At 63.2% G+C, this 13,476-nt stretch carries 14 protein-coding genes and 1 pseudogene; 13 read left to right on the plus strand and 2 right to left on the minus strand.

What is annotated here, in order from left to right; genetic code table 11:
* Positions 1-73 precede the first annotated feature (73 nt).
* Positions 74-904 carry an endonuclease domain-containing protein gene (locus tag QP970_RS01960; protein ID WP_284869441.1) on the minus strand — a complete coding sequence of 277 codons (831 nt, stop codon included), beginning with the start codon at positions 902-904 and terminating at the stop codon, positions 74-76.
* Positions 905-1,151: 247 nt separating this feature from the next.
* Complete coding sequence (locus QP970_RS01965; RefSeq protein WP_035108560.1) at positions 1,152-1,625, minus strand: inorganic diphosphatase; 474 nt, start codon at positions 1,623-1,625, stop codon at positions 1,152-1,154.
* 82 nt (positions 1,626-1,707) lie between these two features.
* Here QP970_RS01965 and dacB point away from each other — a divergent pair, with 82 nt between their 5' ends.
* The 13 genes and pseudogenes from dacB (at position 1,708) to QP970_RS02030 (ending at position 13,453) form a co-directional block, all read left to right on the plus strand.
* Positions 1,708-2,994 carry a D-alanyl-D-alanine carboxypeptidase/D-alanyl-D-alanine endopeptidase gene (dacB, locus tag QP970_RS01970; protein WP_284869442.1) on the plus strand — a complete coding sequence of 429 codons (1,287 nt, stop codon included), beginning with the start codon at positions 1,708-1,710 and terminating at the stop codon, positions 2,992-2,994.
* Positions 2,995-4,077: a tRNA lysidine(34) synthetase gene (locus QP970_RS01975; RefSeq protein WP_239268453.1), complete on the plus strand. Its 1,083-nt coding sequence runs from the start codon at positions 2,995-2,997 to the stop codon at positions 4,075-4,077.
* 12 nt (positions 4,078-4,089) lie between these two features.
* Entirely contained in the window at positions 4,090-4,677 is a 588-nt protein-coding gene (gene hpt, locus QP970_RS01980) for a hypoxanthine phosphoribosyltransferase (protein ID WP_005279498.1), read from the plus strand.
* A 12-nt stretch (positions 4,678-4,689) separates the two neighbouring features.
* Positions 4,690-7,086: an ATP-dependent zinc metalloprotease FtsH gene (gene ftsH, locus QP970_RS01985; protein WP_284869443.1), complete on the plus strand. Its 2,397-nt coding sequence runs from the start codon at positions 4,690-4,692 to the stop codon at positions 7,084-7,086.
* An 11-nt stretch (positions 7,087-7,097) separates the two neighbouring features.
* Positions 7,098-7,706: a GTP cyclohydrolase I FolE gene (gene folE, locus QP970_RS01990; RefSeq protein WP_023023959.1), complete on the plus strand. Its 609-nt coding sequence runs from the start codon at positions 7,098-7,100 to the stop codon at positions 7,704-7,706.
* Between the two features lie 41 nt (positions 7,707-7,747).
* Positions 7,748-8,707 carry a dihydropteroate synthase gene (folP, locus tag QP970_RS01995; RefSeq protein WP_023023957.1) on the plus strand — a complete coding sequence of 320 codons (960 nt, stop codon included), beginning with the start codon at positions 7,748-7,750 and terminating at the stop codon, positions 8,705-8,707.
* Positions 8,708-8,709: 2 nt separating this feature from the next.
* Positions 8,710-9,084 (plus strand): annotated as a pseudogene (folB, locus tag QP970_RS02000) (dihydroneopterin aldolase); the annotation flags it as partial.
* A gap of 83 nt (positions 9,085-9,167) precedes the next feature.
* Positions 9,168-9,653 (plus strand): 2-amino-4-hydroxy-6-hydroxymethyldihydropteridine diphosphokinase, encoded by a 486-nt coding sequence (folK, locus tag QP970_RS02005; RefSeq protein WP_023023952.1) that lies wholly within the window; start codon positions 9,168-9,170, stop codon positions 9,651-9,653.
* The gene (locus tag QP970_RS02010; RefSeq protein ID WP_023023950.1) at positions 9,650-10,123 is read left to right on the plus strand and encodes a DUF3180 domain-containing protein; all 474 of its coding nucleotides are present in this window, start codon (positions 9,650-9,652) and stop codon (positions 10,121-10,123) included. The genes folK and QP970_RS02010 overlap by 4 nt, the downstream gene beginning before the upstream one ends.
* Positions 10,124-10,128: 5 nt before the next feature.
* Positions 10,129-11,229 (plus strand): DUF6779 domain-containing protein, encoded by a 1,101-nt coding sequence (locus tag QP970_RS02015; protein WP_023023949.1) that lies wholly within the window; start codon positions 10,129-10,131, stop codon positions 11,227-11,229.
* Positions 11,230-11,904 carry a Rossmann-fold NAD(P)-binding domain-containing protein gene (locus tag QP970_RS02020; RefSeq protein WP_284771715.1) on the plus strand — a complete coding sequence of 225 codons (675 nt, stop codon included), beginning with the start codon at positions 11,230-11,232 and terminating at the stop codon, positions 11,902-11,904. It begins immediately after the preceding gene.
* Positions 11,901-12,842 (plus strand): pantoate--beta-alanine ligase, encoded by a 942-nt coding sequence (locus QP970_RS02025; protein WP_284771716.1) that lies wholly within the window; start codon positions 11,901-11,903, stop codon positions 12,840-12,842. Before QP970_RS02020 ends, QP970_RS02025 begins: the two co-directional genes overlap by 4 nt.
* Complete coding sequence (locus QP970_RS02030) at positions 12,842-13,453, plus strand: GNAT family N-acetyltransferase (RefSeq protein WP_284869444.1); 612 nt, start codon at positions 12,842-12,844, stop codon at positions 13,451-13,453. The genes QP970_RS02025 and QP970_RS02030 overlap by 1 nt, the downstream gene beginning before the upstream one ends.
* The last annotated feature ends 23 nt before the right edge of the window (positions 13,454-13,476 follow it).

A 13,476-nucleotide genomic window follows, 5' to 3' on the forward strand; every position in this document is an offset into this window, starting at 1 on the left:
TGAGCTTTGCGCTGGTCAGCTGTCTCGCCAGCCTTTGTTTCGCCGCTGCGCGACTGTTGCGCTGGGCCTTGCTCTAGCCCCGCGCGCCTTCATGCCGCCACAAGCGGTGCCACTGCCAGGGAGGACGCGCAAAGGGCCGCTTATTCTTGGCGGTGGCCTTTACCTGCTGCACCACGAAATCCGGGTAGTGGTCAATCGTCGTCGCGGTGAAGTGGAGGGGCTTCCAGCCGCGATGCACGGCATCGTTAAGCTTGTGCCGGTCCAACTCAAACTGGCGGCGGTTTTCTCCCCGGTGGTAGGCGTAGCCATCGACCTCGATGGCAATCTTGTGCTCCTTAATCACCAGATCCCAGTGGTAAGGGCCTATTTTTATATTGTTCTGGACCGCGAAATGCGGCGCGAGGGCGCGCGTTAACTGGCGTTCCGGCACGCTATCCGTGCCGATGATCGCCCTGTCCAAGGCGCGCTTTACCGGCCGCGGAAACCGCTGGTAATCCAGCTTATTCAGCTCCAGGCGGCTGACCCCGTCCTTGCCGGAATAAAAGTCCTCGAGGAAGGCGACCGCATCATCCTCCGGCATCGCCTCGACCGCCTGTAGTGGATTGCACACGGTGACGCCGTCCCAGGTCAACGCGCCCTTCGGCCGGGCGCGCCGCGAAGTGAAGTACTTACTCGACGGCAGCGATGAGCTGCGCAGGAACTCCAGCGGAAAGCGCAGCGGCTTCTCCACGTGCTTGAGCGCGGCCGAGTAGCCATCCAGCGCGCAATCCGGCCATTCCTCGCTCATGATGCGCGCCAGTTGGTTCGGCGTCGGCTCCTCTGACAAGCAGAAGCCGTTGGCGATCCGGACGGCACCGTGGCGTACCGCTTGCTGAGCGGCACTTTTCCCCCGAAAAATTTCCATTCGTATCCCTCGATCCCCCGAAGCGAAGGTTGTGTGGCGCGGTTGGGTGCTTGTTTGATGCGTTCTTGAAGCGTTCTTGATGCGTTTTAACAAATAGTGGCCTAAAACCCCGCGGTTTCCGCGGCCTATTTGTCAAAACGCATCAGCTGGGCCTCAAAACAGACTTCATGGCCCTAAAATGCCGAGCTCGGCCCCTGCAAACGCACGGGCCCAGCCCTAAAGCGGCAGCCCCCGCAAGTCCCGAAGCCTACTTCAGGCGAGCCTTGGCCTCTTCCAGAATCTTCTCGGCCTCGGCCTTATCGCCCCAGCCGGAACCGGAAACTTCCTTGTTGGGCTCGAGGTCCTTGTAGTGGACGAAGAAGTGCTCGATTTCGTCCTTGATGTGCTGTTCCACATCGTCGATGTCCTGGTAGCGCTCCCAACGCGGGTCATCGATGACGGCGAGCAGCTTGTCGTCGCCGCCGGCCTCATCGGTCATCTTGAACACGCCGACGATGCGGGCTTCAACGATCACGCCGGGGAAAACGGGCTCAGGGAGGATGACGAGGGCATCGAGGGGATCGCCGTCTTCGCCAAGCGTGTGGTCGATGAAGCCGTAGTCGGCGGGGTAGGCCATTGGGGTGAACAGGTAGCGGTCCAGGTAGACCTTGCCGGACTCGTGGTCCACCTCGTACTTATTGCGGGAGCCCTTTGGGATTTCAATGGTTACTTCAACGCTCACAGTGGTGTCCTCCATGTGGGATTGGGTATTAATTACTGTCAATAGTCTAGCGCGTCGCCCATCCGCGCTAGGGTTAGTGGCGATGAAAGCAAAGAAGGTTTGGTGGTCAGTAACCGCGCTGGTGGTCACGGCGGCGGTCGGGGGCACGGCTGCGCTGGGGGTTACCATCCAGCGCGAGTACGGCGATCTTTCGCATGGCGAGGCCGAAACGGTCCAGGCTCCGGAAAATCCCCTGCAGCCGGCTAAGGCGCAGGACGTGGATTTTGCGGCGCTCAGCGCGAAGCTCGATGAGCTGGGCAAGAGCGAGGATTTGGCCAACTTTGGCGGGCAGGTCATCGATAGTGAGACCGGCTCGGTGGTCTGGGAGCGCGATGCGGATAAGGCGCTGACCCCGGCTTCCTCGACGAAGGTGTTGACCACCGCCGCGGCAACGCTGGCACTGGATGAGTCCAAGCGGATTACTACCAAGGTCTACCGCGGCAAGGATCCGAACAACGTGGTTATCAAGGCAGCTGGCGATGTCTGGATGACCAACGAGCAGCTCGATGACCTCGCGGACCAGATTGAAAAGACCGGCACCCAGGTGGCGGGCGTGTACATCGATACCTCCGCGTGGGCGGGCGAGCCGCAGGCGCCGGGCTGGGATCCGGAGAACGTGGATGAGGGCTTCGTCGCGCCCATGGAGCCGGCCATGCTGTACGGTGGTCGCATCGGCGCTACGGAGGGCGATGTCCCGCGCAGCCACACCCCGGCCCTCGACGTCGCGGGAGAGCTGGCCAAGCGCTTGGGCACGGATAAATTCGCCGCGGGCACGATGGCTGACGGTGCGGAGGAGCTGGCCAGCGTCGAGTCGGCGCCCCTGAGCGAGCGCGCGCTGGAGATGGTGCGGCATTCCGATAACGTCATGGCGGAGGCCATTGCCCGCGAGCTTGCCGATGCCCGCGGCAAACAGCCCAGCTTCCAGGTCGACACCCAAGCCACGCTGGATGTGCTGCGCGAGCACGGGTTCGACGTCAGCGGCGTGGATATCAAGGACAACTCGGGCCTTTCGGTAGATAACCGGTTGAGAGCGAGGGTGTTGGCGGAGATTGTCAACGGCGCGGTCGAGGAACCGCAGTTGCGCCCCTTGGCGGCGTATTTGCCGGTCGCAGGTGGCGACGGCACGCTGCACGAGCGCTACGGGGAGTCTGCGGCGCGGGGGTTTGTCCGCGCGAAGACCGGCACCTTGACGGGTGTTTCCGCGCTGGCGGGCACCGCGCAAGGCCAATCCGGGCGCGTATATTCCTTTGCCTTCTTGGTCAATGATGGCGAGATTATGGCGGCGCGCGCTGCCCAAGATGACCTCGCCGCGGCGCTGCACGAGTTTTAAATGAGCCCACAGCCTGGAGTAACGCTATTTTGGCCGCGGGTCTCGCCGCATTTTTTGGCCTGCCGGCGCGCGGTCCGCGCGGCGAAGATGGATCACACCGTGGCGGTAGGGCTATCCGGCGGCGCCGATTCTCTGGCGCTGTGCGCGGCGATGATAGCTGAGGGTCATGACGTGATCGCGCTGTGCGTCGACCACGGCTTACAAGACGGTTCGCGTGAGCAGGCCGAAAGGGCCGCTCGGCAAGCAGAAAGCTTGGGTGCGCGGGCGCGGGTGCTCGCAGTTCGGGTATCGGAGGAAGCGGGGAATTCGCTGGAAGCGGCGGCTCGGCAAGCGCGCTACCAAGCGATGTCCGCGGCCGTGTGCGAGGGGTGCGAGAGCCGCGAGAACGCAGCCTCGCGCCGGGCTGAGCCGCGCGAACGAGACGCGGGGCCTGGGGAGGAAGCTGCGCGCGGGAAAGCCCCGCGCGAAGACGGAGCTTCGCGCAGAGGAGAAAGGGCGCTGGAGATTGCCGTGGCGCATACGGCCGATGACCAGGCGGAAACGCTCCTCCTTGGTGCCCTGCGCGGCCGCGTGGCCGGCATGCCGGAGCGAGCAGTGGTGGAAGGCGCGCGGGTGGTGCGGCCTTTCCTGCAGGTGCGCCGTGCCGATACGGAGGGCGCGTGTGCGGAGCTGGGGCTTGAGGTGTGGCAGGACCCGCAGAACGCGGATACGGATTTTCGGCGGGTAGCGCTGCGCCGCGAAATCATCCCGGAGCTATCGCGGGTCATCGGCGGTGATGCGGTACCGGCGCTGGCGCAGGCGGCGATGGATACCGCGCGCGATGAAGAATACCTCGCCACGGCGGCCACCGCGGACTGTGCGGATTTGGCCGCGCTGCCGGAGCCGCGACGCCGGCGCGCTATTGCGGCCTGGCTCATCGAGCGGGGAGTGAAGGTGACGAGGGAGGGGATTGGGGGCATCGGCAAGCTGTGTACCAACTGGCACGGACAAGGGCCGGTGGCTGTGAGTTCGGTGCGGCAGGCGGGGCAGAGGTTGGAAGTAGCACGTATAGGTGGCAAACTGGCACTATTGTCTGGTCATTAAAGGAGCGCACACGTGCACGACAAGAAAGACTTCGCCGTCCCCGCAAACCGCTACGGAGACGATGTAGAAGCAATCCTCATCACGGAAGAGGAAATTAAAGACCGCGTCCAGCAGCTGGCGGATGCGGTATCTGAGAAATATGCCGACGCCGAGCAGGACCTGCTTTTGGTCTGCGTATTAAAGGGTGCGGCCTTTTTCCTGACGGACTTCGCGCGCAAGCTATCCATCCCCTCGGAGCTGGAGTTTATGGCCGTCTCCTCGTACGGCGCCTCCACGTCTTCTTCTGGGGTGGTGCGCATCTTGAAGGACTTGGACCGTGATATCGCCGGGCGCGATGTGGTCATCGTGGAAGACATCATCGACTCGGGCCTGACGCTATCCTGGCTCATTCGCAACCTGCGGGGGCGCAACCCGAAGTCGCTCAACGTGGTGACCTTGTTGCGCAAGCCGGAAGTGGTAAAAGCGCAGATCGATCTGCTCGATGTCGGCTTTGATATCCCCAATGAATTCGTCATTGGCTATGGCCTTGACTACGCGGAACGCTACCGCGACCTGCCCTTTGTGGGCACCCTTCACCCTGATGTCTATACCACCAACTAAAATCGCGCAGTAATGAAAAACAATAAACTCCTTCGCTACGGCGGCATTGCGGCACTGATCCTCGTAGCGCTGTACGCCTTTACGTTTTTTAGCAACGAGACCCGCGGATATGTGGACACGGATACCTCCGTGGCCCTGAAACAGCTGCAGGATAAAAACGTTGACGAGGTAGAAATTGATGACCGCGAGCAGCGCCTGCGCATCAAGCTCAAGGACGAAATCACGGTAGAAGAGCGCGAGGGCGTACAAGAGATCGTGTCTCAGTACCCCGCGCGCGCCTCCGAGCAGGTCTTTGATGCGGTCAAGGATTCGGGTGCGGAGAAGTATCAGACCAACGTCACCCAGGATTCGTTCTTGGGCTCCATGCTCAGCTTCCTGCTGCCGATGGTCATCCTCTTCGCCCTGCTGTTCTGGCTCATGTCCCGCATGCAGCAGGGTGCAGGCGGCATGTTCGGCATCGGCAGCTCCAAGGCCAAGGAGCTGACCAAGGATATGCCGACCAATACCTTCGAGGATGTTGCCGGCGCCGATGAGGCCGTGGATGAGCTGCAGGAAATCAAGGACTTCCTTGATGATCCTTCCCGTTATTACGAGCTCGGCGCGAAGATTCCGCGTGGCGTGCTGCTTTATGGCCCTCCGGGTACCGGTAAGACCCTGTTGGCCCGCGCCGTTGCGGGCGAGGCCGGCGTGCCTTTTTATTCCATCTCCGGTTCGGACTTCGTGGAGATGTTCGTCGGTGTGGGTGCCTCCCGCGTGCGTGACCTGTTCAAACAGGCCAAAGAGCACAGCCCGTGCATCATCTTCGTGGACGAGATCGACGCCGTGGGGCGCCAGCGCGGATCCGGAACCGGCGGCGGGCACGATGAGCGCGAGCAGACCCTGAACCAGCTGCTGGTGGAGATGGACGGCTTTGGCGATCGCGAGGGCGTTATCCTCATCGCGGCCACCAACCGCCCAGATATTTTGGACCCCGCATTGCTGCGCCCGGGCCGTTTCGACCGCCAGATTCCGGTCACCAACCCGGATCTGGCCGGCCGTGAGCAGATCCTGCGCGTCCACGCCAAGGACAAGCCTTTGGCGGAAGAGGTCGATGTGGCGCAGCTGGCCAAGCGCACCGCCGGCATGTCCGGTGCGGACCTTGCCAATGTGCTTAATGAGGCCGCGCTTCTCACCGCCCGCATCGGCGGCAACGTCATTACTTATGACGCGCTGGAAGAAGCCACCGACCGCGTGGTGGGCGGTCCACGGCGCCAGGGCAAGATCATCTCCGAGCACGAGAAGAAGGTCACCGCCTACCACGAGGGCGGCCACACCCTGTCCGCGTGGGCACTGAAGGACATCGAGCGCGTGTACAAGGTCACCATCCTGGCCCGCGGCCGCACCGGTGGCCACGCCATGACCTCGCAGGAAGACGACAAGGGCATGTACACCCGCGACGAGCTGTTTTCCCGCTTGGTCTTTGCCATGGGTGGCCGCGCCGCCGAGGAATTGGTCTTCGGCGCTCCCACCACGGGCGCGTCCTCCGATATCGAGAACGCCACCAAGATCGCCCGCGCGATGCTGACGGAATACGGCTTTTCTCCTGACTTGGGCACCGTCAAGTACGGCCAGGAGCAGGGCGATCCGTTCAGCCAGATGGGCGGGGGTGGCAGCTCCATCGATTACTCGGATGACGTTGCCTCCAAGATCGATGAGCAGATGCGCTACCTCCTCGAGCGCGCGCACGAGCAGGCCTACGACATCCTGCGCACCAACCGCGAGTTCCTGGACAAGCTGGCCGAGGCCCTCCTGGAGAAGGAGACCCTGCGCCGACCGGACCTGGAGAGCATCTTCGACGGCATTGAGCCGCGCGATGCCTATGATGTCTTCCCCGGCGAAGACGATCGCTTCCCGCGCCAGATTGGTTACGCGCCGGTCAAGACCCCGGTTGAGCTGGCCAAGGAGCGCGGCGAGGAACTTCCTAAACGCATGACGCTTCTCGATGCCTCCCGGGCAGCCCGCGAGCGCCGCCTCGCCGGCGAAGAGATCAAGGGCGAGGTTGGCTTTAACTTCGGCCAGCACGCCGGCGACTACGTGAACCCCGAAACGGTGCGCGAGCTGCACGGCGGTGGCAGCAGCCACCGCGAAGACCGAACTGACCAGAGCGGCCGCAGCGATGGACGCAGCGGCCGAAACGACCAGAACGACCGCGCGGACCAGAGCGACCGCGGCGACCGCGCCGACCAGAGCGACCACGGCAGCAGCGACGGTGGGGAAGCGCGATCGGATTCGGCATCGGAAAGCAGGGGCAAGCACCACAAGCCAGAGGGAGAAACCAGCCAATGGTTCACCCCAGGCTGGAATGAGTCTTCCCGCCGCGATAACCCCTACGCGCGCGATGCGGAAAAACCGCGCGATGATAAAGAGTAAGAAGTACGTGCATGTCTGAAAATCACACTGATAACCAGCAGGTGCCCGCCCGCGCACCGTATGACCAGGAGCGGGCGGAGGCGGCCGTCCGCGAGCTACTCTTTGCCGTGGGCGAGGACCCTGATCGCGAAGGACTGCGCGAAACCCCGGCCCGTGTGGCCCGCGCTTACCGCGAGGTCTTCGCCGGCCTGCACGAGGACCCGACGGAGGTGCTGCACAAGACCTTTGCGGAGGACCACCAGGAACTGGTCTTGGTGCGCGATATTCCCATCTATTCCACCTGCGAGCACCACCTCGTGCCGTTTTATGGGGTGGCGCATATTGGCTATATCCCCGGCAAGGACGGTCACGTCACCGGGCTGAGCAAGCTGGCGCGCCTGGCGGATATGTACGCCAAGCGCCCGCAGGTCCAGGAACGCCTGACCCAGCAGATTGCCGATGCACTCGTGGATGTCCTCGAGGCCCAATCCGTCATCGTGGTCATCGAGTGTGAGCACCTGTGCATGGCCATGCGGGGCATCCGCAAGCCGGGCGCGACCACAACGACTTCCGCGGTGCGCGGCGGGTTTAAAAATAACGCCGCCTCCCGCGCGGAAGTGCTCAGCTTCATTCGTACGTAGCGCGTACGCAGTCGAGTTTGTCGAGCGAAAAGGAGAACGCAGTGCACCCGGCTTCCTCAGTTGGAGAATTGACCATCCCGAAGCGCACGCTCGTCATGGGCATCGTGAATGTTACGAAGGATTCCTTTTCCGATGGCGGGCGGTGGCTCGACTTCGACGCCGCCACCACTCATGCCCGTGAGCTGGTGGAACAGGGTGCGGACATGATCGATGTGGGCGGCGAATCCACCCGCCCGGGTGCGGTGCGCGTGGAGGCGCAGGAAGAGGCCGACCGCGTGGTCCCGGTCATCCAGGCGCTGCACGAGCAGGGCATTCGCACCTCGGTGGATACGATGCGCGCCTCGGTTGCCGCCGCGGCGGCTGCGGCCGGGGTGGACATGATTAACGATGTCTCCGGCGGCCTTGCCGATCCTGAAATGTATGCCGCCATGGCTGATGCCGGCGTGCCCGTTTGCCTCATGCACTGGCGCACTCTCCAGGAAGGCGCGTTCGGATCCGCGGCGGGCACGGCCGATCACGGCGGCGATGTGGTCCGCGACGTGCACGAGACCCTCGCCCAGCTGAGCCAAAACGCCCTGGATGCAGGCGTGAAAAAGGACAATATCGTGCTGGATCCGGGCCTCGGCTTTGCCAAGAGCCCACAGGATAACTGGGCGCTGCTTAAGGCCCTGCCCGAGTTCCTGGACGGCGAGTTCCCCATCCTGGTGGGCGCCTCGCGCAAGCGCTTCCTCGCCGCTATCCGGGAAGACCGCGGGGTAGAGGCGAGCCCTTTGCTTGCCGATCCCGCCACCGCCGCCGTGACCGCCATTTCCGCCCAGATGGGCGCGTGGGGCGTGCGCGTGCACGAGGTGGGCGTATCCCGCGATGCCGTCGACGTGGCCGCCGCGTGGAACGCCGGCGAGTCCTATGTAGGCGGCGCCAATGCCACCGGCAGCTACCGCAATGCCGCCACCGGCACGGGCACAGTGACCTCTACCGCGATGGGTACGGAAAGGAATTAACCATGGCAGATCGCATCGAATTAACCGGCCTGGAGTGCTTTGGCTACCACGGCGTCTTTGATGAGGAAAAGCGCACCGGCCAGCCCTTCATCGTCGATATCACCTGCTGGTCCGAGTTTGCCGAGGCCGCAGCTCACGATGATCTGACCAAGACCATCAATTACGCAGAGCTTGCCGATGTCACCGCCAGCATCGTCGAAGGCCCCTCCCGCGACCTCATTGAGACCGTCGCCAGCGAGGTGGCCGATACCATCATGGAATCCTTCGCCGACCTGCACGCGGTGGAAGTGACCGTGCACAAGCCCAAGGCGCCGATCCCGCGCACTTTTGCCGATGTCGCCGTCGTCGCCCGCCGCTCCCGCAAGCACGCGCGCACCGGAGCCCCACGGCCCGCTCCGCAGGTGGGAACTCCGCAGGGAGCCGACGCGCAGCGCCCCGGCACGAACCCCGGGAGTCAGTAATGCGCGCGGTACTATCCATCGGCTCCAATATGGATGACCGCGTGGAGCTTTTGCGCACGGTATTTACCGAGTTCCGCGAGGACATCGTGGCGGCCTCGCCCGTCTATGCCACCCCGCCGTGGGGAGTAACGGACCAGGATGAATTCTTGAATGCGGTGCTCATCGTGGACGTCGAGGAGAGCCCGCTGGAGCTCTTACGGCGCGGCCAGAAGCTGGAAGAGGCGGCTGAGCGCGTGCGCGTGCGCCACTGGGGCCCGCGCACCCTGGACGTGGACATCGTCGATATCGAGGGCTATAGCTCCTCCGATGCGGAACTTATCGTCCCGCATCCCTATGCCCACGAGCGCGCATTCGTGCTTATACCCTGGTTGGCCGCCGAGCCGGCTGCTAAGTTGAAGGGACAGGATGTCTCCGCGCTGGTTGCCGCGTTGGACCCGCAGGAAACCGTCAATATCCACCGCTTGGGCCTGATGGAGGAGTTATGAAACGGACCTCGCTCGGTGCGCTTATCGGTGTTGGGATATTCATGGCAGCCGCGGCGGCCATCCTCACCACGCGCTTTTATGGCTCCATGATGTCCATCCCGGTTACGGTATCTGCCACGCTATGGCTCATGGTGGTGGTGTGCTTGGGGCTTACCTGGAAAGTGGATAAGGCCACCGATGAGGATCACGGCATCGGGCTAGATAATTCGCAGCTTAATCCGATGACCATCGCGCAGTTCATGCTGGTGGGCAAGGCTTCGGCGTGGACGGGTGCGATCGTCGGCGGGCTCTATGCAGGGGTGGCGGTGTATGTCATCCCGAATGCGGGCACCCTTGTCGCGGCTTCCGATGATCTGGTGGGAGTGCTCGCATCCGCGATTGGCGGCATCGCCATGTCTGCGGCTGGCCTGCGATTGGAGCGACACTGTGAGACCCCGCCGCCACCGGACGGGCTTCAAGCGGTACATTAGGGAACATGACTCAGCCGCGCTCTTCTTCCAAAAACTCGTCGTCCTCGCCAGATTGGGGACAAATTGGGATTATCGCCCTCGTCATCTTGGCCGTTATCGCCAGCATCGTCATGCTCATTTCCGGCTCCGCAGCGGCGCTCAAGATTGCGCTGATTGCCGCCCTGTGGGCCGCAGTGGTGGGCTTTTTCTTGGTGATGCGCTACCGCCGCCAGGCCGAGGAATCCGTGACCAAGCTGGAGCTGCAGGAGCGCGCCCACCGCGCGGAGCTCAAGCAGGCCCGCGCAGCCGAAGGCAAGGAGCTGCCGGATCAGCAAATCCTCGATGAGATCCGCACCGAGCTGGCCTCTATCCGGAAGCAGATCGAGGATTTGTCCGGCCACGATTTCACCTACGAGCCAGCCGCCTTGCACGCGGAGGCGCGCCGCATCATGGAGCTGGAGGCGCAGACCGCCGCGGCGTCCCACCACAGGGAAGAAAACGTCGACTTTGAGCAAACGTCTACCGGCGCGCCGTCTGCCGATGCCATCGCTGGCCGCCTGGGCAATCAACCCTCCGGCGAGCACGCGGACTCTAACCCGCTCAATGACATCATCAGCGAAAACACCCGCGCGCAGCGCAGCTCTTCCCGGACCGATAATGCCGCTAAGCCCGCCCACTCCGAGCAGCTTGCCGATGCCCCCAAGCCCGCCACGTCCAGCGAGGCCGCGGGGGCGAAGGAGCCGAAGGACGTTTCCTTCGATACCGGCAGCTTCCAGGCCGTGCGCTGGGATTCGGGTGGGGACTCCAATATCAAGCGCCAAGGCTCTCGGCAGTCGGGCTCTGGCAACGCAGCTCACTCTGGCGCACGAGGTAGCCACCGCAAGCCAGAGGCTGATACCGCAGCCGAGCCCGCTTCCGATGCGGTGACCCAGAACATCCCGCAGCAAACCACAGGCAAGGATGCGCGCGAGGAATATAAGGGCTCGGGACACCACGTGGCCGCCGAGCAGAAGCAATCGGCCTCGCGCCGCCAGCAGCAGACCCGCGGCCGCCGCCGCAGCGATGAACAGCGCGATGGTTCCGTGTCCGTGTCGGAGCTATTGGCACAGATGAAGAAGGATAAATAAATGCGTCCACCGCGCATGCGCGTTGCCCTTTTCGGGCGCAGCCTCGCCGGGATCTCCCTGGCCACTGCCATGGAGCGCGCCGGCCATACCGTGGAGATGCTTGATGATCCGGCCGAGCTTGGCTCCTTCCAGGCACTGATTCTTGCCGTGGGTGAGGCACGGCTGGATGCTGCTGTAGAGCTTGTTGAGGACCACGTACACAAGGGTCTCATCGCTTTCCACACGTGCCTGTCCCGAGGCGTGCAAGGCCTTGACCCGCTGGAGACCCACGGCTGCATCGTGGCGGCCGTCGCACCCATGGCGGGCGGGCGCTGGGCAGTATCCACGCTAGATGAGCTGGGAGAAAACATCGCTGACTTCGTAGTGAGCGAATTCCGGGGGCAGGCAGTGCCGCTTTCCGATGCCGAACGTCCCGCCTTCGCCGCCCGCTCCTACTACATAGAAATGCTTAGCCGCCTGCACCTAGCAGCTGCCGTAGAAGCCAATTTCTTTGCCGAGTTTGATGAGATCCCACCGTCTGAATTCGACATCGATTCAGAAGACATCATCGCAGCCTATCGCGGTGCCACGGATCCCGGAATGCGCCGCCACTACTTAGAAACCGCTCGGCGCTTGGGTGAAGTAGAAGATCGCACCGAATTGGAAATGTGGGCCTTGCAGGAGGAATCCCGATGAGCTTGAAGATGGGACAAGCCACCGTCATCAGCGAGGTCGACCGCATCCGCATGGTGGGTAGCGCGCTGCGCAAGACCGGCCGCCCTGTGGCCTTCGTGCCATTGACCACCGGCGTGCATGCTGGGCATATCGCGCTGGTGCGTGCGGCCCGCCGCATCCGCGGCGCGGTGACTGTCGTGGCGCTCCAAGAACCTCGTGCCGAGGATGTAGATCTCCTGCGCGCCGAGGGCGTGGACGTCATCTGGGATTACACTCCCGAGAAGCTCTGGCCTCATGGTCGCCGGATTACTATCTCGGCTCGCGGCGTCGCCGTCGAACGCGACGCCGCGAACTCCGCCGCTGCCGAGCAGACGCCTGATGCTGAATCTGCACCTGAAGGCTTAGAGCCCGATCTATCAGGCGAGCTCACCCTCTACCTCACGCTGATGATGGCACTGTCGCCCACCGATGTCCTCATCGGGGAAAAAGACTACGAGCTCCTCTTGGCCATTCACCATGCGGTGCAGGACCTGCACCTCGGGGTTCGCGTGCAGGGCGTACCCGCCGTGCGCATGCCCGATGGCGTGGTGATGAGCCTGCGCAATACCCGCGTGCCCGAAGATAAGAGGGAGGACGTAGCCGCCCTGTCCGCCGCGCTTACCGCCGGGGCACATGCCGCAGAGGCGGGGGCAGACAAGGTTCGCGAGGTTGCCGCAGGTGTCCTAGAAGCCGCCGGCGTTGAACCGGAATACTTAGAGGTGCGCGGCCGCGATCTGGGCGAGCCACCCGCCGAGGGCGATGCCCGCCTGCTCGTTGCGGCCACCATTGGCGGAGTTAGATTAATTGACAACGTTGGCCTGCCGTTGGGGATTGGTTTCACTAATATTGAAGAGCACGAGGCTAAGGCCGAGCTCGAGCGCGAAAAGCAGCGCGAACAAGACCAATCCCCGGAGGGCTAATGACCGAAATCCACATCCGCGACCTCGACCCGCGCGATGAGCCCAAGGCGATTGAGTTTGCCATCGAAGGCATGCACCTGCATTGGTTTGTGAAGAACCCGCGCTTCGAGCGCGCCTACGGCCGTTACTTTTGGGATTTAGAGCGGGCCCAGGCCACCGATATTTTGGCCGCCTATGCCGATGATGGGCGTTTCCTCGGCGTGATTCTGGCATCGATTAAAGGCGAACCAGCGCTGCCGTATCCGTGGTGGCGCAAGGCTTATGTCAAGGCCGTGGATCTCTTCAATAGCCTGCGCCCTGGCGGGCACCGCGGTGACTATGATGCCGCGAACGAGGACATGTTGGTCAGCTACCTGGCCGAAAATACCGTGGACGCAGAGATCGGCTTTCTCGTCGCTGACCCGAACTCGGGTGTAAAAGGCGTGGGCACCGCGCTCATTGAGGCCTTTGAGGAGCGCCACCCCGGCAAGGATATTTACCTTTACACCGACGATGGCTGCACCTATCAGTTCTACGATTCCCGCGGTTTTGAGCGGGTGGGGGAGAAGCAAATCTCCATCGATAAGGACCGCGACCTTACCTGCATGCTGTACGTGCGCCACGTGGCGTGAGGCTACCGCGTCACGCCACGCAA

Origin of the sequence: Corynebacterium sp. MSK073 (genome assembly GCF_030232085.1) — a bacterium.
GTDB lineage: Bacteria > Actinomycetota > Actinomycetes > Mycobacteriales > Mycobacteriaceae > Corynebacterium.

Excerpts from the sequence above, each read along its gene's own strand:
- QP970_RS01960 (WP_284869441.1), bottom strand. The coding sequence starts at position 904 with ATGGAAATTTTTCGGGGGAAAAGTGCCGCTCAGCAAGCGGTACGCCAC.
- dacB (WP_284869442.1), top strand. The coding sequence starts at position 1,708 with ATGAAAGCAAAGAAGGTTTGGTGGTCAGTAACCGCGCTGGTGGTCACG.
- QP970_RS01975 (WP_239268453.1), top strand. The coding sequence starts at position 2,995 with ATGAGCCCACAGCCTGGAGTAACGCTATTTTGGCCGCGGGTCTCGCCG.
- ftsH (WP_284869443.1), top strand. The coding sequence starts at position 4,690 with ATGAAAAACAATAAACTCCTTCGCTACGGCGGCATTGCGGCACTGATC.
- folE (WP_023023959.1), top strand. The coding sequence starts at position 7,098 with ATGTCTGAAAATCACACTGATAACCAGCAGGTGCCCGCCCGCGCACCG.
- folK (WP_023023952.1), top strand. The coding sequence starts at position 9,168 with ATGCGCGCGGTACTATCCATCGGCTCCAATATGGATGACCGCGTGGAG.
- QP970_RS02010 (WP_023023950.1), top strand. The coding sequence starts at position 9,650 with ATGAAACGGACCTCGCTCGGTGCGCTTATCGGTGTTGGGATATTCATG.
- QP970_RS02015 (WP_023023949.1), top strand. The coding sequence starts at position 10,129 with ATGACTCAGCCGCGCTCTTCTTCCAAAAACTCGTCGTCCTCGCCAGAT.
- QP970_RS02020 (WP_284771715.1), top strand. The coding sequence starts at position 11,230 with ATGCGTCCACCGCGCATGCGCGTTGCCCTTTTCGGGCGCAGCCTCGCC.
- QP970_RS02025 (WP_284771716.1), top strand. The coding sequence starts at position 11,901 with ATGAGCTTGAAGATGGGACAAGCCACCGTCATCAGCGAGGTCGACCGC.
- QP970_RS02030 (WP_284869444.1), top strand. The coding sequence starts at position 12,842 with ATGACCGAAATCCACATCCGCGACCTCGACCCGCGCGATGAGCCCAAG.